Annotated in this window: 26 protein-coding genes; 16 read left to right on the top strand and 10 right to left on the bottom strand. The window is 41.9% G+C overall.

Annotated features, from left to right (window positions below; genetic code table 11):
* The first annotated feature begins 228 nt into the window (after positions 1-228).
* Complete coding sequence (gene kapD, locus ACFVS1_RS18200) at positions 229-852, top strand: 3'-5' exonuclease KapD (protein WP_387549566.1); 624 nt, start codon at positions 229-231, stop codon at positions 850-852.
* A 40-nt stretch (positions 853-892) separates the two neighbouring features.
* On the opposite strand, the gene kapB is transcribed toward kapD, so the two are convergent.
* A complete protein-coding gene (gene kapB, locus ACFVS1_RS18195; protein WP_350300444.1) occupies positions 893-1,279 on the bottom strand; it encodes a kinase-associated lipoprotein KapB in 387 nt (128 codons plus the stop codon).
* Between the two features lie 189 nt (positions 1,280-1,468).
* Here kapB and ACFVS1_RS18190 point away from each other — a divergent pair, with 189 nt between their 5' ends.
* The 4 genes from ACFVS1_RS18190 (at position 1,469) to ACFVS1_RS18175 (ending at position 3,699) form a co-directional block, all read left to right on the top strand.
* On the top strand, positions 1,469-2,059 hold the full coding sequence (locus ACFVS1_RS18190) for a peptidylprolyl isomerase (RefSeq protein ID WP_098371439.1): 591 nt from the start codon (positions 1,469-1,471) through the stop codon (positions 2,057-2,059).
* Between the two features lie 135 nt (positions 2,060-2,194).
* Positions 2,195-2,419, top strand: coding sequence for a hypothetical protein (locus tag ACFVS1_RS18185; RefSeq protein WP_137016354.1), 225 nt, complete (start codon positions 2,195-2,197; stop codon positions 2,417-2,419).
* 148 nt (positions 2,420-2,567) lie between these two features.
* A complete protein-coding gene (locus tag ACFVS1_RS18180; protein ID WP_352926552.1) occupies positions 2,568-3,044 on the top strand; it encodes a GNAT family N-acetyltransferase in 477 nt (158 codons plus the stop codon).
* A gap of 40 nt (positions 3,045-3,084) precedes the next feature.
* Entirely contained in the window at positions 3,085-3,699 is a 615-nt protein-coding gene (locus ACFVS1_RS18175; protein ID WP_352926538.1) for a PH domain-containing protein, read from the top strand.
* A gap of 40 nt (positions 3,700-3,739) precedes the next feature.
* Here the strand turns inward: ACFVS1_RS18175 and ACFVS1_RS18170 are convergent, their stop codons facing one another.
* On the bottom strand, positions 3,740-4,597 hold the full coding sequence (locus ACFVS1_RS18170) for a manganese catalase family protein (RefSeq protein WP_352926535.1): 858 nt from the start codon (positions 4,595-4,597) through the stop codon (positions 3,740-3,742).
* A gap of 143 nt (positions 4,598-4,740) precedes the next feature.
* Here ACFVS1_RS18170 and ACFVS1_RS18165 point away from each other — a divergent pair, with 143 nt between their 5' ends.
* Complete coding sequence (locus ACFVS1_RS18165) at positions 4,741-5,496, top strand: TraR/DksA C4-type zinc finger protein (protein WP_352926532.1); 756 nt, start codon at positions 4,741-4,743, stop codon at positions 5,494-5,496.
* Between the two features lie 40 nt (positions 5,497-5,536).
* Here ACFVS1_RS18165 and ACFVS1_RS18160 read toward each other — a convergent pair whose 3' ends face one another.
* On the bottom strand, positions 5,537-6,721 hold the full coding sequence (locus ACFVS1_RS18160) for a MalY/PatB family protein (protein ID WP_352926549.1): 1,185 nt from the start codon (positions 6,719-6,721) through the stop codon (positions 5,537-5,539).
* 93 nt (positions 6,722-6,814) lie between these two features.
* Between ACFVS1_RS18160 and ACFVS1_RS18155 the strand changes: the two genes are divergently transcribed.
* Entirely contained in the window at positions 6,815-7,075 is a 261-nt protein-coding gene (locus ACFVS1_RS18155) for a DUF1871 family protein (protein ID WP_387549562.1), read from the top strand.
* A 101-nt stretch (positions 7,076-7,176) separates the two neighbouring features.
* Positions 7,177-7,512 (top strand): hypothetical protein, encoded by a 336-nt coding sequence (locus ACFVS1_RS18150; RefSeq protein WP_387549560.1) that lies wholly within the window; start codon positions 7,177-7,179, stop codon positions 7,510-7,512.
* Here the strand turns inward: ACFVS1_RS18150 and ACFVS1_RS18145 are convergent.
* Positions 7,474-8,316, bottom strand: a complete 843-nt coding sequence (locus ACFVS1_RS18145; RefSeq protein WP_387549558.1) for an alpha/beta fold hydrolase — start codon at positions 8,314-8,316, stop codon at positions 7,474-7,476. The two genes, ACFVS1_RS18150 and ACFVS1_RS18145, sit on opposite strands and share 39 nt — an antisense overlap.
* Positions 8,317-8,613: 297 nt before the next feature.
* Here ACFVS1_RS18145 and ACFVS1_RS18140 point away from each other — a divergent pair, with 297 nt between their 5' ends.
* Together ACFVS1_RS18140 and ACFVS1_RS18135 are read left to right on the top strand one after the other, a co-directional pair.
* On the top strand, positions 8,614-9,114 hold the full coding sequence (locus tag ACFVS1_RS18140; protein ID WP_352926521.1) for an Lrp/AsnC family transcriptional regulator: 501 nt from the start codon (positions 8,614-8,616) through the stop codon (positions 9,112-9,114).
* Positions 9,111-10,280, top strand: a complete 1,170-nt coding sequence (locus tag ACFVS1_RS18135; protein WP_387549556.1) for an aminotransferase — start codon at positions 9,111-9,113, stop codon at positions 10,278-10,280. Before ACFVS1_RS18140 ends, ACFVS1_RS18135 begins: the two co-directional genes overlap by 4 nt.
* Before the next feature lie 158 nt (positions 10,281-10,438).
* On the opposite strand, the gene ACFVS1_RS18130 is transcribed toward ACFVS1_RS18135, so the two are convergent.
* Entirely contained in the window at positions 10,439-10,792 is a 354-nt protein-coding gene (locus ACFVS1_RS18130; RefSeq protein ID WP_387549554.1) for a helix-turn-helix domain-containing protein, read from the bottom strand.
* Positions 10,793-10,931: 139 nt separating this feature from the next.
* Entirely contained in the window at positions 10,932-12,275 is a 1,344-nt protein-coding gene (locus ACFVS1_RS18125; protein ID WP_387549552.1) for a sodium-dependent transporter, read from the bottom strand.
* 345 nt (positions 12,276-12,620) lie between these two features.
* Between ACFVS1_RS18125 and yugI the strand changes: the two genes are divergently transcribed.
* Positions 12,621-13,025, top strand: a complete 405-nt coding sequence (gene yugI / locus ACFVS1_RS18120) for a S1 domain-containing post-transcriptional regulator GSP13 (RefSeq protein ID WP_034310304.1) — start codon at positions 12,621-12,623, stop codon at positions 13,023-13,025.
* A 156-nt stretch (positions 13,026-13,181) separates the two neighbouring features.
* On the opposite strand, the gene ACFVS1_RS18115 is transcribed toward yugI, so the two are convergent.
* The gene (locus tag ACFVS1_RS18115) at positions 13,182-13,415 is read right to left on the bottom strand and encodes a DUF378 domain-containing protein (RefSeq protein WP_063234087.1); all 234 of its coding nucleotides are present in this window, start codon (positions 13,413-13,415) and stop codon (positions 13,182-13,184) included.
* 203 nt (positions 13,416-13,618) lie between these two features.
* On the opposite strand from ACFVS1_RS18115, the gene ACFVS1_RS18110 reads away from it, so the two are divergent.
* From ACFVS1_RS18110 to ACFVS1_RS18100, 3 genes are all read left to right on the top strand, one after another.
* Positions 13,619-14,782, top strand: a complete 1,164-nt coding sequence (locus ACFVS1_RS18110) for an iron-containing alcohol dehydrogenase (RefSeq protein ID WP_387549549.1) — start codon at positions 13,619-13,621, stop codon at positions 14,780-14,782.
* A 147-nt stretch (positions 14,783-14,929) separates the two neighbouring features.
* Positions 14,930-16,276 carry a glucose-6-phosphate isomerase gene (locus ACFVS1_RS18105; protein WP_387549547.1) on the top strand — a complete coding sequence of 449 codons (1,347 nt, stop codon included), beginning with the start codon at positions 14,930-14,932 and terminating at the stop codon, positions 16,274-16,276.
* Positions 16,277-16,475: 199 nt separating this feature from the next.
* Complete coding sequence (locus ACFVS1_RS18100) at positions 16,476-16,880, top strand: YugN-like family protein (protein ID WP_137016332.1); 405 nt, start codon at positions 16,476-16,478, stop codon at positions 16,878-16,880.
* Here ACFVS1_RS18100 and ACFVS1_RS18095 read toward each other — a convergent pair.
* Both ACFVS1_RS18095 and ACFVS1_RS18090 read right to left on the bottom strand, forming a co-directional pair.
* Positions 16,877-17,869 carry a potassium channel family protein gene (locus tag ACFVS1_RS18095; RefSeq protein ID WP_387549545.1) on the bottom strand — a complete coding sequence of 331 codons (993 nt, stop codon included), beginning with the start codon at positions 17,867-17,869 and terminating at the stop codon, positions 16,877-16,879. The two genes, ACFVS1_RS18100 and ACFVS1_RS18095, sit on opposite strands and share 4 nt — an antisense overlap.
* A 244-nt stretch (positions 17,870-18,113) precedes the next feature.
* The gene (locus tag ACFVS1_RS18090) at positions 18,114-19,400 is read right to left on the bottom strand and encodes a glycoside hydrolase family 18 protein (RefSeq protein WP_352926504.1); all 1,287 of its coding nucleotides are present in this window, start codon (positions 19,398-19,400) and stop codon (positions 18,114-18,116) included.
* 166 nt (positions 19,401-19,566) lie between these two features.
* Here ACFVS1_RS18090 and ACFVS1_RS18085 point away from each other — a divergent pair, with 166 nt between their 5' ends.
* Positions 19,567-19,776: an alpha/beta-type small acid-soluble spore protein gene (locus ACFVS1_RS18085; protein WP_034310322.1), complete on the top strand. Its 210-nt coding sequence runs from the start codon at positions 19,567-19,569 to the stop codon at positions 19,774-19,776.
* A 60-nt stretch (positions 19,777-19,836) separates the two neighbouring features.
* Here the strand turns inward: ACFVS1_RS18085 and ACFVS1_RS18080 are convergent, their stop codons facing one another.
* Positions 19,837-20,586: a glycerophosphodiester phosphodiesterase gene (locus tag ACFVS1_RS18080; RefSeq protein WP_387549542.1), complete on the bottom strand. Its 750-nt coding sequence runs from the start codon at positions 20,584-20,586 to the stop codon at positions 19,837-19,839.
* 147 nt (positions 20,587-20,733) lie between these two features.
* On the opposite strand from ACFVS1_RS18080, the gene ACFVS1_RS18075 reads away from it, so the two are divergent.
* Positions 20,734-21,561, top strand: coding sequence for an undecaprenyl-diphosphate phosphatase (locus ACFVS1_RS18075; protein WP_387549540.1), 828 nt, complete (start codon positions 20,734-20,736; stop codon positions 21,559-21,561).
* The last annotated feature ends 35 nt before the right edge of the window (positions 21,562-21,596 follow it).

The following is a 21,596-nucleotide window of genomic DNA, read 5'->3' as shown; positions in this document are numbered from 1 at the left end:
GTCCTTGGATTGAAGGAATGAAAAAATGGTACTTTTGGTTTATTCATCCATCATAATCGAAATAATGTAGACAATAAAGAGTTTTGGTTAAATTAGGTATGACGGCTATAGCGTATCCTGATGGTGTATTACGGAAAACTTTCTAAATCTTCTGTTATAATAGTCTCGTGAGAAAAAACCATTTTTTGTTTATATGTTGATGTCAGGAATATGAAGGGGGTCATAAAAATGGAGGAACAACAGCAATATGTATTCATTGATTTTGAATTTACGATGCCGGAAGGAAAAGCCAATCCAGTAGGGTTTTATCCGGAAATAATTGAGGTTGGCTTAGTCACCGTCATTAATGAGACCATTCAGGAACAATTCTCATCTTTTGTTAACCCATTGAAATTTCCAGTATTAACGGGAAGATGCAAAAAGTTCTTGAACATTACCCAGGATCAGGTGGACCGGGGGATTTCATTTGAAGAGCTGGTTAATTTATTGAAGAAAGTAGATGAGCAGCACCCGACGACGATTGTTACTTGGGGTAATATGGATATGAAGGTACTTCGCCAGAACTGTCAGAAAGCAGGATTGGATTTCCCTTTTTCAGGGAAACAAAGTGATCTTTGCCTGGAGTATAAACGCTTTTTCGGGGATCAAAATCAAACCGGGCTTTGGAAAGCTGTACAGGCCTATGGCAAAGAAGGGACAGGCAAGCATCACCGGGCGCTGGATGATGCGATTACGACATATAATATCTTTAAGTTAGTGGAAAAAGATAAAAGTTATATGAAAAATCACGAACCTACGACAATTGGCGATCGCATTGATTTATCAAAAGTATTGAATCATTTAGCGTTATAAAAGCCAAATCATATACTATTGATTTGGCTTTTATCATGCTTTATTTAAAATAATCCGCCGCTAGATCTTCAAGCAACTGTAAGCTTTTATCATTCCACTCTGTTTGGGCTTCGCTTAAAGTGCCTTTCATTTTCTCAACAGCTTCTCTTAAGGATTCCTTATACTCAGGGATCTCCTCATTAAAGTTCCTGACCATATTCTTTGGCACATTGGTTTGCTCCCGGAAAGCTAGAGCACGCCGCTGATGGAACATGGACACTTCCGTTTGCTTCGGGTTATGAAGATCTCCCTGCATGGGATGCTTCAAGACAGCCAACACTTTAACAAGATATGCAGCAGGTCTGATATCGGTGACTTCCCCGATGTATTTTCCAGTTTTATATATGGCGGTGACCTTATCGCCGATTTTAAAATCCTGTTCTGACATTTCCCTACCACCTTTCTTTCTTTCTTTCTTTTAACTTCCTTCATGATACATAAGAACGACGATTTTTCACAGCGAATTTGTTCAATTTCGTAAAGATGCTTTTTTTATGAAAATCGTGTAAAGTGTACAAATGAAGATGAAAAATGGTGTTTCATGCCATTTAATTTTAAAAGAAAGAGGTTATGTAGTATGACAAACTTTCCACAATTAACAAGTGAAGTTTTGGAAAATGAAAAAGCGGTCATCATGCAAACGACGATGGGCGATATTAAAATTAAACTATTCCCTGAACTGGCTCCAAAGACAGTGGAGAATTTCTTGACACATGCTGAAAACGGTTATTACGAAGGAATCATCTTTCACCGTGTCATCAAGGATTTCATGCTTCAAGGCGGAGATCCGACAGGCACTGGAATGGGTGGAGAAAGTATCTGGGGAACTCCATTTGAGGACGAGTTCTCCATGCAATTATTCAATTTGCGCGGAGCTCTTTCTATGGCAAATGCAGGCCCGGGAACAAACGGCAGCCAATTCTTCGTCGTACAAGCCCAGCATGTGGACAGCAGGATGGGTGAGCAAATGAAGCAAGCTGGTTATCCGGAAGAAATCATCAGTGCTTATATGGAACAAGGCGGCACACCTTGGCTGGATCACAAACACTCTGTCTTCGGGCAAGTGGTCGAAGGCATGGACGTTGTTGATACGATTGCTAACGTAGAGACAGTTGCGGGAGACAAGCCTGCAGTGGACGTAGTCATTAAAGGGATCACCATTTTATAAATAAAAGAGAAGCGAGGGGCTCAATGCCTCTCTTTTTTTTGGGGGTTTAGGGATTAAGCTCCACTAGTGGATTCTTCTGGTAATTGATATAATGGGATAATGCAGTTTAATTCCCTATCAGGAAGGATGTATCGGATGGACTTTCTCAATCATGCTTTACTAGGTTTGTTTCTTTACTTTCCGGAAGACAAGACTGAATATATCTCAGCTGGTATAACTTGCTTCATTTTTTTAGTCGCAGCCGTTTTTACGATGAGGGCAATTATAAGATATTCAAAGAAGGAAGAAATGAAAACGAAGCAATTCGAAGATGAGGTCACCAGAAGGAACCAGCGAATAAAGGATGATACAATTTCTTGATCCCGGAAGATGCCTTTTGATATTGATTATCTTAATATGAATGGTATTATGTTTTGTTAGAAGGTGTAAAGAATTAAATGTTCCCTTATCAGCATAAGCATTTTATACTATAAGCATAGAGATAGAAATTTTGGGGGCGTAATTGGTTATGCAAATCGTGGCGAAAAGAATGATTGCGGCAGATACGGTTAAGGATTTTTTCATTCAGCACTGGGAGACGACCCAAGTCGTTTTTTCAAGAGGCTTGTTTCATTATGCGGAACTTGAGGGTTTTGGGGTGATGGACGAGAATGAAAAAATCACGGGGTTGGGAACATACAAATTATCCGACCATGTATGTCAGATCATCTCTTTGAATAGTGAGCATGAGAATCAAGGTGTTGGCTCATCATTGCTTTATGTGATGGAGAATAACGCTAAGGAAAAAAATTGCCATACGATTAAAGCGATTACAACGAACGATAATTTACAGGCATTGAAGTTTTTTCAAAAGCGTGGTTATGTCATTTCGGAAATCGTTAAAAATGCCGTGGAAGAATCCCGGAAGATTAAGCCTGAAATACCATTTTACAGTTTTGATGGAATTCCGATCAGAGACGAGATAATACTGGAAAAATACTTATAATAAGGTGTAATTCACCTGGATTTTGATAGGGGGAATAGGGATGTTCAAGAAAATGGCGGCAGATGCCCTTGGTCTTAGTGATATTGGTAGTGTGATTAGTCCTGCTGATTTCGACAAGGTGGATGCAGATGACTATATCATGCATGAAGATGGGGAAAAAATTTATTTCCTGATTAAATCAAAAACGGATGAGTACTGTTTCACGAATCAAGCGTTCATACATTTGGACGGTACAAGTGCGATAAGCAAAAAGCGTACACTAACGAGATATAGCTACAGCCAGTATACGATTTCCAATGCCACGCTTGAAACTGCAGGGACCGTGGATTTGGATGCTGAAATCAAATTTTCGATCGGTGCAAAGACTTTCTCCATTGATGTCCATAAGAAATTCATTGAAGAATTAAAGGACTTGTTCAAATCACTCGTGAAAATTTCGGAAATTTGCCATGAGAATGAGTTTGCCCTTCAATATGCCCATCAAAGCGTAAATCTTGCTTCTTCCACTTTGAACCAGGTTCGCACTGATGGAAGCCAAATGGCTGCAAGCTTCAAGGAAATTAATTCCGCCGCTTTCGAATGGCTGATGGACAGCCGGAAGAAGTACCATGTGAAAGATTTTGGCTTTGTTTTTGAAAAATATATCAATAATTAAAAAAGAAGGCGAACACGGAATGATGTGTCCGCCTTCTTTTTTAATTGTTCAAATCACTCAAGCCAGGGCTATGTTCATTTGGCATATCCGGCATTTCAGGCACCGGGAATCCTTTTGGCGGCTCGGTAACAGCAAGGTTTCCGCCATTTCGGCTCGGTGTTTCCCCTTTGAAAATCTCGCCGATTCGTGTTTGGTCCAGCCTGAAATTGAATTGTGCATTATGGTAGCCTAAATCCACATATTTGCGGCATTCAGGATATTTGTTCAAATCATAATTAGGTACAGGGAAGATTTTTCCCCAGTCAACCCCAAGCGTTTCCAATGCCTTGGCAAATGCATTTTGGTGGGCATTGTCGCGCACCATTAAAAATGCCAGTGTTTCGCGCATAGATTTATTGGAACTCATTTCATAAATCCTGGACTTTTGCAGGACTCCCGTAGATTCAAGCATGACATTGTTCAAAAGGTTGGCCACAAGATTACCGTGATCATAAACCCATGATCCGTTCCATGGATTGCCGCCGGCATCGACGGGCAGGGATGCTTTTGCACCGATGATGAAATGGTGAGGGTTTGCACCGCCTTTGATGACTTCATCCAATGGGGCGCCATCGGTAGCGACATCTCCAGGCATATCCCCGCCAGCATCATTCAGCAGCTGGTTTATGGTTGATTGGACAAGTTCAATGTGGCTAAGTTCCTCCAAGAAAACTCCACGGATTAAATCACGATATTGTTTAGCCTTGCCGCGGAAATTGGCGCTCTGGAAAGAATACTGCATCATCGTCCGCATTTCGCCGAATTGTCCTCCAAGTGCTTCCTGAAGCACTTTTGCTGCATTCGGATCAGGCTTATCGGGAACGATCATATTGATTAAGTCTTCTTTATAGAAATACAAATGGAAGCCCTCCTTGAAATTCATATTTCTAAGTTAGCTTCTGTTATCTGAATTAAATTATTCCTAAGGTAAAAAGTACCTTTATGGAATGATGGGAAGAGAGAAATACTAGAGGGAAGAACGATTTTGAAAGGATGTTGCACATGCTATCCAATCAGCAGCTTAAAGAATTTCAACAGCAATTGCAGCAATCGAAGCAAGAGTTGGAAGAGCGATTAAATGATTCAGGCAACTACGATTTAAGAAGAAGCTTGGAGGATTCGACAGGTGAGTTATCGAGTTACGATAATCATCCCGGAGATGAAGGAACCGAGTTATATGAACGGGAAAAGGATTTGGCCCTTTCCGAGCATGACCGTGATGAAATAAGGGATATTGAACGAGCGCTTTCCGCCATCGAGGCAGGTGATTATGGAAAGTGTGAGGTTTGTTCAAATGAAATACCGCTTGAACGTTTGAATGCCATCCCTACCACTACTTATTGTGTCGAGCATACCCCATCACAGGAAACTTCGGACAATCGGCCGGTGGAAGAGGAAGTTTTGGGACCGCCATTTGGAAGGTTTGATTTTGACGACCGGCACGAATCGGTTGCGTATGATGCGGAGGATTCTTGGCAGGATGTTGCCAGTTATGGAACATCTGAATCGCCTTCCGATTTTGTAAATCCGCCAAACGATTACGAAGATATGTATGTCGAGTCCGAGGAAAATGTCGGCTATGTCGAAAATTATGAAAATTTCGTTGGTGTGGATATATACGGTAAAGAGATAACGGTTTATCCGAACTCGCAATATGAAGAATTGAAGGAAGAATTATTTGAAGAAAACATCCAAACATCATTTGGGGATTTGCCCCGATATGAGCATGATCCTTATGTGGATGAAGAAAAAGATTGAAAAAGAAGAACCAGGATTCTAAGCCTGGTTCTTCTTTTATTTAAGAAAAAGCCAATTTCAAACGGTTTAGCCCATCCATCAGGACGGTGCGTGAACAACCGAGATTCATTCGGACGAAACCTTCTCCGCCAGGTCCGTATTTAGGTCCAGGCTCCAATGCGAGCTTCCCTTGATGAATCAGCCGATCCTTGATTTCTTTGTCGGTCAATCCAAGGTTGCGGCAGTCAATCCATAGCAGGTAAGAGGCTTCCGGATGCATGACATGCAGTGAAGGAATTTCGGCAGCAATGAATTCCTCTGCCACTTTTATATTCTCCTCAATGTAGCCAATCATGTCTTCAAGCCATTCCAAGCCCTCCCGATATGCGGCTTCCATCGCTGTTAAGGCGAAGATGTTTAGACCATGGAAGGCCAGTTTCGTTTGCGCCTTTTGCAATTGCTTCTGCAATTTTTCATTACTTGTGATCAGGAATGAAGCCTGAAGGCCGGCAATATTGAATGTTTTGCTTGGCGCCATCAATGTAACGGTCATGTCCGCCAATTTTTCTGAAAGCGAGCCGATCGGATAATGCCTTGATGTTGTATGGAATAAATCAGCATGTATCTCATCACTGACGATGACTACATCATATTTTTCACATAGCTCCCCGATCCGTAAGAGTTCGTCCTTTGTCCAAACGCGTCCGCCGGGGTTATGCGGACTGCAAAAGAGGAATAGTTTCACTCCGCTTTTCAGCTTGTCCTCAAAATCAGTGAAATCAATCTCAAAGCGGTCCTTATCCATGATAAGGGGACTATTGACCACTTCCCGGTCATTATTTTTGATCATATCAAAAAATGGTGTATAAACGGGAGATTGTAACAATATTTTATCGCCCGGGTTCGTGAATGCTTGGATGGTTGTACCGATTGCGGAAACGACGCCGGAGCTGAATGAAATCCACTCTTTATCGATTTGCCAGGAGTGCCGGTCTCTAAGCCAGCTCTGAATTTCAGTGAAGACCGTTTCAGAAGGGACGGTATAGCCGAAAATCGGATGATTCAAGCGTTCCATTAATGCCTTTTGAATGGCCTCGGGAGATGGGAAGTCCATATCGGCGACCCACATTGGCAGAACATCCTCGCGCCCATATAGGGATGTGAGGAAGTTTTTATCCCATTTTGCAGATCCTGAATTTTCCCTGTTGATTTGTTCTTCAAATATTGACTTGTTCAAAATATCCACCACCGAATAAAAATTTGTCGTCTTCGCGAAAAGCCTGTTGTTATGATATTATGATATCATGTTCTTTGAAAATATTGAGCAGGTGATGATTTTATGGATACACAGCAAATGAATTTAGCGTTGGTTGCCGTTATGCAAGAATGGGACCCTTTCAAGATAGGATGGGATCTATATGAGCCGGAAATTGCCGATACGGTCGTAGCAATCCGGGATATAGATGATCCAAAGGAACTGGCGGAAAAGATAAAATCCATTTATGAGTTCTCGTTCGATGAATCCGTTCAGATCGATAAGTGCATGGAAGTTGCTCAAAAGCTACTCATCATCAAGAATAATTCGAGCTGTTCGATCTAAAGGTGACAAAGGGTGTACCCGAAATCAGGGGCACCTTTTTTGCGTTTTTTAGATCTATACTCATAGTTTGTGCAGCTGACTCAAGAAATGGGCAATTACTCGTGAGTTTTGATGATTTACTCGTGAGATTGTGCAATTTACTCGTGAGATGGGCAATTACTCGTAAGTTTGCGCCTTTACTCGTGAGATTGTGCAATTTACTCGTGAGTTTGGACAATTTACTCGTGAGTTTGGACAATTTACTCGTGAGTTTGGACGATTTACTCGTAAGATTGTGCGATTTACTCGTGAATTTGGACAATTTACTCGTGAGTTTGGACGATTTACTCGTGAATTTGGACGATTTACTCGTGAGTTTGCGCCGTTTACTCGTGAATTTCGCCCATTTAATCGTGAGTTTACGTTGGGGTGGCCACTCCTATAAACCCCTTAATTAATTGATACACTTCTTCCGGTTTCTCCTCTGGAAGAAGGTGCCCGGAATCCTCAATGACAAAAAGTTCAGAATTAGGCAGATCTTCATGGAGCCTTTCGCCAATACTTAAAGGTACCACTCGGTCATGCCTTCCCCAAACAAGCAGGCATGGTGTATGAATATCACTAAGGTCCTCCTTCAACAAATCGATTTCCTTATCTCGAAGCATCCTCCCCAATGCCCGGAAAATATCATGCTTCTTAATGAATGGCCCTAGATATCCCTGCCGCATTTCATCGTCAATCATCGCCGGGTCATGGACGACATTTTTCAGATTCTTTTCGATACCCGATTTTTGCAGATACCGTTTTATCCCGTATGAAAAGAAAGGCAGGTAACTGACCAGCTTCATTTTTTCCGAATATCCGGGCTGATAGCCTGAACCGGCAAGTAGAATGGCATGGTCGACAAGATCAGGGTATGATTTGATGAGCTGCAGGGAAATCTGTCCGCCCATGGAATGGCCGATAATACTGAATTTCCTGATGCCTTTTCCCTCTAAGAATAGAACGACGGATTTAGCGATGTTCCGGAATGAATATGTATATCGATAATCTTTTCCGCTTTGCCCGAATGGCGGGAGGTCTATGGAGATCACATTGTATTCCTTGGTTAAATAGGGGACTAATTTACGGAAACTGAAGCTTGATGACAAAAATCCATGAAGCAGGACAAGGTTGGGGAGGGAATCATCGATTCGGTCATATTCAAAATAGATTTCGATATCACCCACCCGTTCGACACCTTTGATTGTATGACTTTCCATATAAGCTCCTCCTCCGTTATTGTAAAAACCCATGTTACCCTGAATATTCCAAAAAAGGTCCTGTATTACTGTTGCATAACAGTAATTGTAATAATAACGATGAAAAAACACAATTACTATAACAGGTCACCAACCAATTTTGATATAATAGTGTAAGTTTATCCTGACAGCATAGGACTTATTAAATTATATTGTCATATAGGATTTTTAAAAGAGTCTAATAACGTAATTCGTGAGACTATCTGCCAGCCGAACCATCACATCTAAATTAGTGAATTCCAAAAGGGGGGTTTTCCAATGCACTTGAATGAAGAGGAATTGGAAGTCTTGAGAATCATTGAAAATAACAGCCGGATTGATCAGAAGGATTTGGCTAAAATGACCGATCAATCAGAAGCGGACATTGAAATAACATTGAAGAAATTAGAAGATATGCGGATCATTGTACGTTACTTAACCGTCATAAACTGGGCAAAAGTGGATGAATACCATGGTGTCACAGCGATGATCGACGTAAAAGTCACTCCAAAACGCGGTGTCGGTTTCGATGAGGTCGCAAAAAGGATTTACAAATTCAAAGAAGTCCAGTCCGTATATTTAATGTCAGGGGCATATGATCTTTCGGTCATTGTCGAAGGGCGTTCGATGAATGAAGTGGCAAGCTTCGTTTCGGAAAAACTTTCGACACTGGATTCCGTCATTTCTACGACGACTCACTTCATCATGAAAAAATACAAGCATGATGGCACCATTTTTGATCAAACTGAAGAAGATAAGCGGATAGTGGTGTCACCATGATTAAAACGAGTTATGTTTCAAAAACGATTGCAGAGCTTAAACCATCAGGCATCCGCCGCTTTTTCGACTTGGCAGCCAATTTGGAAGGGGTCGTATCTCTTGGTGTGGGTGAACCGGATTTCGTTACATCTTGGGCAGTAAGGGAAGCGGCGATCAATTCCTTGGAGGAAGGATATACCTCATATACGGCCAATGCCGGATTATTTGAATTAAGGTCGGAAATCAGCCGGTATATGGAGAAGCAGTTCCATGTTTCGTATAGACCGGACGATCAAATCATTGTCACGGTCGGAGCAAGCCAGGCCCTAGATATTGCCCTGAGGACCATCTTGAATCCAGGTGAAGAAGTCATTGTCGTCGAACCTTGTTTCGTTGCCTATGCACCGCTTGTGACCATGGCAGGGGGAATACCGGTCACGGTCCAAACATCCAAGGAAGATGACTTTAAGTTGACTCCCCAACAACTCGAAGCGGCAATCACGCCTAAAACGAAAGCCGTTTTAATTTGTTCACCGAATAATCCGACGGGAACCCAGCTTGGGCAGGAAGAATTAGTGATGCTTGCTGACATCGTTAAAAAGCATGACTTGCTGGTGATTTCCGATGAAATCTATGCTGAACTTGCTTATGATGAGGCATTCACTTCTTTTGCTGCCATTGACGGCATGATTGAGCGGACAATTGTCATCAATGGGTTTTCGAAAGGGTTTGCGATGACTGGATGGCGTCTTGGGTTCGTTTGTGCGCCTAAGGAAATTTCCGAAGCGATGCTTAAGCTTCATCAATATGCGGTGATGTGTGCGCCGACCGTTGCTCAGCATGCTGCATTGGAAGCATTAAAGCACGGTATGCAGGATGTGGAAGAAATGCGTCGCAGTTATCGGAGAAGACGAAATTATATCGTGAAATCATTTAACGATATGGGTCTGGATTGCCATAATCCTGGCGGGGCATTCTATGCTTTTCCATCAATCGAGAAAACGGGGATGACTTCGATGGAATTTGCTGAAAAGCTTCTGACGGAAGAACTTGTTGCCGTTGTACCTGGAGATGTGTTTGGGGAAAGCGGAGAAGGCCATATCCGCTGTTCTTATGCATCGTCCATGGAGCAGCTTCAAGAGGCGCTTAGAAGAATGGAACGTTTCATGAAGAATCATTGCCAATAAAAGCAAAAAAATAGGGATCCGGTCTTTAACAGCCGGATCCCTTTCCATAGGGGGAATTAGAAAAAAGAGTTAATCTAATGGATTAACATAGAAAGTGTTAATCATAGTATATCCAGTACTCTGAAAAAAAATACACATACTACGACCCATTTTTTGAATTAAGCTTGTGTATTATATAAAGTATGCATAACTTTCAGAATTTTTTCTTCGCTAAAGTCCTTAGCTGTTCTTAGAATGAGCTCCGCTTTTTTGGTTCCGATTTCTTCAATCAATTTTTTTACGTCCTCGTCAATAGAAGCGGCGTTACCGGTCTGGGCATCCTTCAGGAATTCTGAAGCCGGAATGTCAAGAACGGTGGAAAGCCGTAAAATGGTTTGTGTATCAGGAACCGATTCACCTGATTCATACTTTTCGATTTTCTTTGTACCGATTCGTAATTTCAAAGCCAGTTCCTGTTGAGTGAGGTTATGATCTTCTCGGTATTGCCGGATATTCTTCGCGATATTTGACATAGTCAGACACTCCTTTTTCAGGAAATATATTTTTAGTATGTAATTATTTTACCATATTATTACTGAAGGGAAGTAACGGAATATGTAGGTTTTGTGAAAAAATGCCGCATCGAGAAATATCGAAACGGCACGTTGAATGTTAAATGAGATTAGTTGATTTCAGGAATACGAGTATGATCATGATCGGCACGATGTAGCGAATCAGGAAGTACCAAAGTTTAAAAAGTGATCGCCCGGGATCAGCGCCGGATTCGAACTCCTTTTGTACCTCGATCCTTTTCATTTGATAGCCGATGAAAAGGGATATGAACAAGGCGCCGACTGGCAGCGCGATATTGCTTGTCAGATAATCAGCGAAATCGAATATGGATAAATTGAATATCTTCACATCCGAAAGCACCCCGAATGATAATGCGCTTGGAATCCCAATTAAGAAAACGGTGATACCAGCTATCCAAGAAGCCTTCTTACGCTTTGCAGCATCCCCTTTGATCATGGCGGCAACGACGATTTCGAGAATGGAGAATGCCGTCGTAAGGGTGGCGAATAATAATAATATGAAGAAAATGAACATGAAGATCCCGCCAAGCGCCATTTCATTGAAAACGGCTGGCAACACGACAAATACTAGTCCAGGCCCGCTTGAAGGGCTGAAGCCTAGTGCGAAAACAGCCGGGAAGATGACCAAACCTGCCAGCAAGGAAATGAAGATATTCAGTCCAACTACCGAAAAGGCCGATTTTGTAATATCTTCTTTTTTGCTTAAATAGGATGCGTAGGTTACCATCACGGAAACACCCACACTTAGTGCAAAGAAGGATTGGCCCAGTGCCAATAGGATCGTTTCCCCTGTTAATGCGGAAAAGTCCGGCTTCAAGAAGAATGTAACACCCTCCATCGCTCCATCCAGAGTCAAGGACCGGATAAGAAGAATGATGAAAAGGATGAACAAGGAAGGCATCATATATTTATTCGCCTTTTCAATTCCTTTGGAAACGCCGCCTTGTACGACCCAAATGGTAAAGACCATGAATAATAACTGAGCGATAACCGTTTCATAAGGATTACTGATTATCTTATTGAAGAAGTTTCCATATTCTTCTTGAGTCAAGTTTGAGAGGGAACCTGTAAAGCTTCTGGCTAAATAAGAGATGATCCAGCCTCCGACAACACTGAAGAAGGAAAGCAGTATGATGGAAGCGACGACACCGCCATATCCAATCAATGCCCAAGGCTTCCCCGGGGCGATATGTTTATATGCGCTAATGGCATCTTTCTGTGCATTGCGGCCAATCGTGAATTCCGCTATTAATATCGGTGCACCGATAAGCAGGGTGAATAAAATGAAGAGCAGGAAAAAGACCCCTCCTCCATTTAGCCCAGTCATATATGGGAGCTTCCAAATGGCACCCAATCCAATTGCGGATCCAGCGGCTGCCAGGATGAACCCAAGTTTTGAAGTCCATTGATCTTGTTTTGACATGATGGAAAAACTCCTTTAGATGTAAAAAATATCTAGCTGCATATTGAATTTTTAAAACATTTTCTCATCTTACTATGATTATGCGGAATTGAATAGTGTTTTAAAATTACAATCTTTAGAAAAATGAGTAAATATATTAAGGGAAATAGAGGTTATTTGCAAATTATTAGGATAAGTTATAAATAAAGATCTTATAATATTTATTATTTCCAAAAAACAAACATTTTTAATGAGTAAAATCCTAAAAAGTATGGTATACTTAACTTTGATTATTTTCCAATTATGTGATATAATTTTTTATTGCGTGAAAAGACGAAAAAATATATATAAAATAGGAGTGTTACCATGTCTGAAAAATTCGAAATTGGTGCGGTAGTTGCTGGTAAAGTTACTGGTATTCAACCATACGGTGCATTTGTTGCTCTAGATGAATCAACTCAAGGTTTAGTTCATATTTCTGAAATCACTCACGGCTTCGTTAAAGATATCAACGAACATTTAAAAGTGGGCGATGAAGTGAAAGTTAAAGTGCTTTCCATCGATTCAGCAGCTGGAAAAATCGGCTTATCGATTCGCGCTACAGAAGAAGCTCCTGAGCGTACTGAAGCTCCGAAAAAAGCTCCGAAAAAACGCCAAGCATCTGTTAAAGCGACATCTCACATCGAATCTACTGAAGGTTTCAACACATTGAAAGACAAACTTCAAGAGTGGATTGAACAATCTCAACGCGAAGACTTAATCAAAAAATAATTTTTTTTGAACCGGCCGATCCTTAGATCAGCCGGTTTTTTATGTGCAATTTCATGGCTGGCAGCGGGACATATGAATGAAATAAAGCCGGGTCATGTGTTTATCCATGGTCCGGCTTTATTTTATCGAATAGAAACATTGTCCATTGTCATGATCTCAACGAGTCGGTTTGGTTTCAGGCTCTCTGGAAATTTCAGGACTTGGTTTGAAGAGAAGACCGAGATTAATGAGACCGGCAATTCCAACCAATCCATAAACGATACGGGCCAATCCGGCATCTTGCCCTCCGAAAATCGAAGCCACCAAGTCAAATTGGAAAAAACCTATTAAACCCCAGTTGATTGCCCCGATTATTGTAAGAACAAGTGCAGTTCTTTGTATTCCACTCATTGTACAGCCTCCTTTTTTTGAAAAAATCAGTTCTTTACTTATCATGCTTTTTCATCATGTAAATATACATCTACACAAAAGTTCCGGGCGGATATTTTGTATTTAAATGGAACATTGGTCATAATGAATAAAAGAAATACTAGCTCTTGGCACTGTCGATAATTCAAAAACGGAGCCAATGCGGCATAAAGGAGAGATATCCATTGGAAAATTTCACTTATAAAAATCCTACTAAAGTAATTTTCGGGAAAGGTCAGCTTGAAAGCTTAAAAGCTGAAATTCCTGCGTATGGCGATAAAGTTTTACTTGTATACGGCGGGGGAAGCATAAAGAAAAATGGCTTATATGAAAAAGTGGTCAATGCCTTGAAAGAAATCGATGCAGAGGTGCACGAACTTTCGGGAGTTGAACCGAATCCACGCATCTCGACGGTCAGAAAAGGTGTTGACCTTTGTAAAGAACATGGTATCGACTTTGTGCTTGCAGTTGGAGGAGGAAGCGTCATAGACGCTACAAAGGCCATCGTTGCAGGTGCTAAATATGAGGGCGATCCATGGGATCTTGTCATCAAGAAAGCACCAGTCGAACAGGCCCTTCCATTCGGAACGGTGCTGACTTTAGCGGCAACCGGCTCTGAAGCGAATTCTGGATCTGTCATAACAAACTGGGAAACGAAAGAAAAATATGGATGGGGAAGTCCATTGGTATTTCCGCAATTCTCCATTTTGGATCCTGAAAATACGTTTTCGGTACCAAAAGATCAAACGGTATACGGAATGGTCGATATGATGTCACATGTATTCGAAACGTACTTCCATCCTGAAACGCATGCGCCGCTTCAAGACCGTTTTTGTGAATCGCTGTTATCTACGGTGATTGAAACCGCACCTAAGTTATTGGAAAACCTGGAAGATTACGAGCACCGGGCCACTATCCTATATGCTGGAAACCTAGCCTTGAATGGGTCGCTTGGGGTTGGTTATAGCGGTGATTGGGCAACGCATAACATTGAACATGCCGTTTCAGCTGTTTATGACATCCCGCATGCTGGAGGATTGGCCATCTTATTCCCTAATTGGATGAAGCATGTGCTCCAAGAAAATGTCGGACGCTTTAAACAAGTTGCAGTCCGTGTTTTCCATGTGGATCCGGAAGGTAAAACGGATGAGGAAGCGGCCCTTGAAGGCATTGAAAGACTTAGGTCGTTTTGGAGCAGCTTAGGGGCGCCTGCCAATCTTTCGGACTATGGCATCGATGACTCACAATTGGAAGTCATGGCTGATAAAGCGATGAGCAGAGGGGAATTTGGACGATTCAAAGTCCTGAACCGTGAAGATGTCCTTGCCATTTTACGGGCTTCATTATAAAAAAGCGATAGGATCCTTTCTCCCGCCTTATTAGGTGGGAGATTACTTTATAGGCATAATTCGTTTTTTACTTGAGCGATTTCTTGATTATGAGAATTACATCAGATAAAGTGAAAGGGAAACTAAAGAATTCAAGGAGGAATTTGAATGGCCCATATTCGTTTCGATTATTCAAAAGCCCTGCCGTTTTTCGGGGAGCATGAGATTACTTATTTACAGGATGCTGTAAAGGTGGCACACCATTCCCTGCATGAGCAGACAGGGGCAGGCAATGAATATCTTGGCTGGCTTGATTTACCCGCCAATTATGATAAAGAAGAGTTCTCAAGGATCAAAGAAGCGGCAGCGAAAATAAAAGAAGATTCAGATGTTCTGCTGGTTATCGGTATCGGCGGATCATACTTGGGAGCACGAGCGGCAGTTGAGATGCTTCAACATAGTTTTTATAACATTTTACCGACGGATAGAAGAAATGCACCGCAAATTTTATTTGTAGGTAATAATATAAGCTCTACATATATGCAGGACGTAATGGACCTATTGGAAAATCGGGATTTCTCGATCAATGTCATCTCAAAATCCGGTACGACCACGGAGCCTGCATTGGCCTTTAGGATTTTCCGGAAACTGCTGGAACAAAAATACGGTGTTGAAGAAGCTAAGGGCCGCATTTATGCGACCACTGATAAAGAAAAGGGCGCATTAAAAACGGTAGCGACGGAGGAAGGATTCCAAACTTTCGTCATTCCTGATGATGTTGGCGGCCGTTACTCGGTCTTAACGGCTGTAGGACTGCTTCCGATTGCGGTCAGCGGGGCAGATATCGATCAAATCATGGAGGGAGCCGAGCGTGCTAGGGTCGACTTCAGTTCTTCAGAGTTAGGTGAGAATCAGGCTTACCAATATGCGGCGGTTCGGAATATCCTTTACAATAAAGGGAAAACGATTGAAATGCTGATAAACTATGAGCCTGGACTTCAATACTTCTCTGAGTGGTGGAAACAATTATTTGGAGAAAGTGAAGGAAAGGATCAAAAAGGGATATTCCCATCATCGGCCAACTTTTCGACTGACCTGCATTCATTAGGGCAGTATGTTCAGGAAGGACGGCGTGACCTTTTTGAAACAGTTATCAAAGTGGAAAAGGCCCGTCATGAAATCTTGATTGAAGAAGCGGGCAATGACTTGGATGGCCTGAATTACCTTGCAGGTGAATCGGTGCAATTCGTGAATAATAAAGCATTTGAGGGTACGCTGTTAGCCCATACGGACGGTGGCGTTCCGAACCTGATTGTAACGGTTCCGCAACTCGATGCTTATACTTTTGGCTACCTTGTATATTTCTTCGAGAAAGCTTGTGCGATGAGCGGATACTTACTGGGTGTAAATCCATTTGATCAGCCTGGAGTGGAAGCTTATAAGGTGAACATGTTTGCTCTTTTAGGCAAGCCGGGTTATGAAAACAAAAAAGCTGAACTTGAACAGCGCTTATAATATAAAAAGGCATCAAGCTGGAATTACATCCAGCTTGATGCCTTTTTTTGTTCGAAAAGCTAAATTAGTGTCTGGCGAAGAGAAAGAAACTTCACAAAAGAACTCCCTTCCTTTTGTCCAATTGAAGGAAAAATAGGCCTGGTTTTTTTATGGCACTTTGGTTAAGCTAATAGAAAATTAGCGAAAGAGGTTTTATACAATGATTAAAATTTCTTCTCAATTGGAAGGGAAAACATTCGGTTTATTCGATCTGGAGACGAAGTTAAAACCGGAAGGATATGCGATTGGCGGAGGATGGGATTATGACCACGGTTCTTTTGATTATAAGATTGATGACAGTGATGGCTACCAATTCTTGAGAGTCCCTTTCAAGGCTGTTGATGGTTCACTCGATCAGGACGGGGTAATGGTCGAACTTTTACAACCGTTTTTGTTATCTCATAAGTACGAGGACGGGATTGATGATGAAGGAAATATCGGAAACCTCTCCGCTTCCTTCAATCAGTTCGCCGAGCCTGAAAATCCGGATGCCGAATTTCCGGAAAACTATATTTCATATGGAAAAACGCTTGTCCGTGATTTGGAAAAGCTTTTATTACATTAATCATCAATGATGAGCAGAGTGTCATCACGTTGTATGATTACATCTCCAGGGGGCTTGATTAAGGTCTTGCCTCCTGAAATGATGCCGACCAATAAAATGTCTTGATCGAATAGCTTTACGTTCAACTGTTTAAACGTCAATTCCATCCAGTCATCCTGGATGGGCAGCTGTTTGAGGTTCAATCCATCCTGACCTTTTTGTGCTTCTGCTTCCACGATGATTCCCTCTGATAAGCACTCCTGCATATATTCACTCGCAAATTTATTCGTTTCGACTATACCGTCCGCTCCGGCCCGTAAAGCATTTTCTTTTTGTTCATGCGTCAATATTTCCACAAGACAATACACATGAGGGTTCAGACCTTTTACAGCCAGTAACGTTAAGATTGAGAACATATCCGTTTGCAGCTCGTCTTGTTTAAGATCTGCCGTGATCAGGACACGCATGGCTTGTTTAATATTGGCTTTCTGTAAAACGGAATCCAATGTAGCTTTGCCCTGGATAAAGTGGATATTCGTTCTTGGAAGTGGGTGCTTTTGCAGTGTATCATCAATAAGGACAATGGATTGATGGTGTTTACGTTCATGAATGTTTTGGATGATTCTCTTGGAACGGCCATTCCAGCCCACGATGATAATATGTCCGCCGCCGCCGAAAACTTTTTTTCCTGTTAGAAATTGCTGTTCATTGGATATGGAAATTTTAGCGATTGTGGCAAAATAAGAGGTGATCAGGCCTGCGCCTGATAAAATGAGGACCATCCCAATGATTTTGCCGAGATTTGTAACAGGAGTAAAATCTCCATAACCCACTGTTGACATAGTTACGATTGCCCACCAGATGCCATCAAGTAAAGTAGGGAATCTCTTCGGCTCTACAATGTGGATCAAGACCCCGAATGAAAATAAAAATAATGCGATGATAGAAAGCAATCTGATGAAACGCGGAAATCTGGGAACGGTACTGATGTATGAACCGATTCGAATCATTTTTTTCACACCCTTTGAGCTGTTCTTTATAGTATGGTCAAAAAAGGCTTGGCTCATAAGGATGCGGACAGACAAACTTTGAATGATGAATATCGCCATATTGCCTATCAAATTACGGTAAATGATAAAAGCCCTCCGGAAGATGTCGGAAGGCTTTTAGTGCTGAGTCACGTATCCTGAATGGACTTTATGCTCGATGATTGATTATATGCCCGTTTGAGCTTCGTTATTCGTTTATCTTTTCTTAAACCCTTCTCCGTACGTTGAAGTTATCACTGATGAGCAGCCAGTTTTGAGGGAAGGCTAAGCCGAGCTTCCAATAACTCATCCCCCTTAGGTTCAATTCTTTGAGTAAATCGAATTTTGCCTGAATGGATCTAGCATCTTCAAACCACACCTCATGCTGCCTATCCTCAACATCGGTATAATTGAAGTGTGGGGCCTGTGCGGTTTCATCATACTCGATGGAAACATCATTGTCCGCAGCAATCTGGATGGCCTGCTGCGGACTCACGGCCCTGGCAGTGGATCCCTGTACAAAAGGCAGGGTCCAATCATAGCCATATAGATTTTGCCCCATCAGGATCTTGTTGGAAGGAATATCGGTGACGGCATATTCGAGAACATCCCGAACAGGTCCAATTGGTGACACTGCCATTGGGGGGCCGCCGCTATATCCCCACTCGTATGTCATGATGATGACAAAGTCGACGATTTCACCATGTGCTTTATAGTCATGGGCTTCATACCAACGGCCTTTTTGCTCAGCACTTGTTTTAGGGGCCAGTGCCGTGGAAATGAACCATCCTTCCTTCTTGAAGCGATCTCTGGCTTTTCGGAGAAATTGATTATAGGCTTCTCTGTCGGCCGGCCGTAAATACTCAAAGTCAAAGTGGATATCGCGGAAACCATATTTCTTTGCCGTTGTAACGATATTGTTCAGGAACTTATTCTGAACGGAAGTATTCGTTAAGATGATTCGCCCGAGCTCATCGCTGAATTGGTCATTCTCCTGATTCGTGATCACCATCATCAGGACATTTTTATTTTCTCTGGCAATGGCAGGGAAGTCATTGAGTAAGGGCTCTTTTAAAGAGCCGTCTCGTAGCGCCTGGAAGCTGAAAGGGGCTAGGTAGGTCAAATAGGGCGCAGCTTCCCTGGCAGCCGTTACAAGGGCCGGTGCAACCGTCGTACCCCTCGGCTCGACATAGCCGTTGAATTCGGCGGTCCTTTTCCTCCGTGCCGGAATATAGAGCCGGTATCCAACCGATAGGGTTTGATTTTCGGAAATGCCATTTATATTTGCCAATTCTTGAACAGGGACATCAACCCTTTGGGAAATGGAATAAAGACTATCACCCGGTTGAACGAAATAATAACTGCCGACGATTGGAATAACAAGGGCCTGCCCCGAAACAAGATTATTTGGGTTAGGGATCTTATTTGATTCAACGAGCCTGTCAACGGTTACGCTGTACGTCTGGGCGATGCCATATAACGTCTGGCCTGGCCTAACCACATGTATTTGCAATTTCTTTTCCCTCCTACTGAAAGTTTCCTAACAGTTTATGAGCATAAAAAGAAATTCATGATAAAGAGCTTAGGATTGAGAGAAACACAGATGGAAAAATACAATAAATTGGCAATAATAATTTAAGCTTAAAATGCTAATTAATATTAGTAGGAGGTGAAAACACATGGCAAACAACAATAACAGCAATCAACTTTTAGTATCTGGTGCAGAACAAGCTCTACAACAAATGAAAAACGAAATCGCTAGTGAATTTGGTGTAAACCTAGGTGCTGACACTACTTCTCGCGCTAACGGATCTGTTGGTGGGGAAATCACAAAACGTTTGGTTCAAATGGCTGAACAACAACTAGGCGGTTCAAACTTTTCTCGTTAATTAATTGAATAAATATGGATTTGAAAGAGAAGGAGCATCGCTCCTTCTCTTTCGCATTGTTCAGCCATGTGACTGCCAAGCTTTTAAAATCTTGATTGCCTTTTCAGGGAAATCTGTCATGATGACGTCGACTCCCAACTCTGCCAGCTTGACGATGTCGGCTTCATCATTGGCGACCCAAGGCCGGATTTTATATCCAAGCTTTTTCGCTTTTTCTTTAACTGCTGGAGTCAGGCTGTTTTTATCTGGATGAAAACCCGATTCTTTTTTATCACGTAAGATCTCTTCGAAGTTTTCAGGAAGTCCCTCGAACAATAATGCACGTTCAAGGTCTGGGGCAAGCATCTTCACTTTCTCAATGGATTGATGGTTGAAGGAAGAGAGGATCACCCGACTTTCCATTCCATATTGACGAATTAAATCAATGATCTTCTGTTCAATTCCCTCGTAAGTGAGTTTATCCGTTTTGATTTCGATATTCATCAATAAAGCATTTCCCTTAGCCCAGTCGAAAACGTCCCTTAAAAAAGGAATCTGCTCCCCAAGGAATTCATTGGAAAATTTACTCCCGGCATCAGCCGTTTTCAGTTTTTGTGACGAATGATCTTTTACATAACCAGTAAGGGTGGTCGTTCGATCAAGTGTTTCGTCATGGATGATGACCAATTCCCCGTCAGAACTGAAGTGGACATCGAACTCGATTCCAACGGCTCCGATTTCTGCCGCCTTTTGGAATGCTGCCAGGGTATTTTCAGGATGTGTCCCCTTGGACCCTCTATGAGCGAAAATCAGTATGTTTTGCAAAATCATCACTTCCCCTTTAAACTTTATCTTGAACCCTATCATACATGTATCACGAAAATGTTTCAGCAATGTTTAATAGACAATATTTTAAACAACGAGTAAAATACATATGGTATTTCCATAAATAGGTGTTCGAATTATGAGGTGAATAAAATGAATATGTGGGAAATTTTTGTTGCAGTTATCCTTGGTCTTGTAGAAGGATTAACTGAATTTGCTCCTGTATCGTCTACAGGGCATATGATTATCGTCGATGATTTATGGCTGAAATCAACTGAGCTTTTCGGGAGTGAAGTAGCCAATGCCTTTAAGGTGGTCATCCAGCTTGGTTCGATACTCGCCGTTGTCGTGCTCTTCTGGGGACGTTTCATGGACTTGCTTGGTTTAAGGAAGCTGAAAGGCACATCCGCTGTAAAAGGACCAAAGCTTAACCTATTGCAGATCTTTGTCGGATTGTTACCGGCTGGCGTTTTAGGTTTATTATTCGAAGATTACATTGATGATCATTTATTTACGATGAAGACAGTTATCGTCGGATTGTTCTTGGGTGCACTTCTAATGATTGCTGCGGATAAATTCCATCCAAAGCTGACTGCAGAAACGGTTGATCAAATCACTTATAAACAAGCTTTCGGTGTAGGGTTGATTCAATGTTTATCACTATGGCCAGGATTCTCGCGTTCAGGCTCGACCATTTCCGGTGGAGTGCTTTTGGGAATGAGCTATCGGGCTGCTTCCGATTTCACTTTCATCATGGCAGTGCCGATCATGGCTGGTGCCAGTCTGTTGAAAATTGTGAAATACTGGGAATACTTCACGCCTGAAGTTCTGCCATTCTTCATTGCAGGTTTCATCAGTGCATTTATCTTTGCATTATTCTGTATCCGCTTTTTCTTGATTTTAATCAATAAAGTTAAATTGACTCCTTTTGCCATTTACCGAATTGTCTTGGCGGTTGTGCTTCTATTCATTATATGGTAATACGAAATGAAGCTTGAAAGAGGAGAGGAACCATC

Source organism: Peribacillus sp. NPDC058075 (genome assembly GCF_042885195.1).
Taxonomy (GTDB): Bacteria; Bacillota; Bacilli; order Bacillales; family DSM-1321; genus Peribacillus.
The sequence above is the reverse complement of the archived record's forward strand: the minus strand, read 5'-3'. Positions and strand labels throughout refer to the sequence as shown.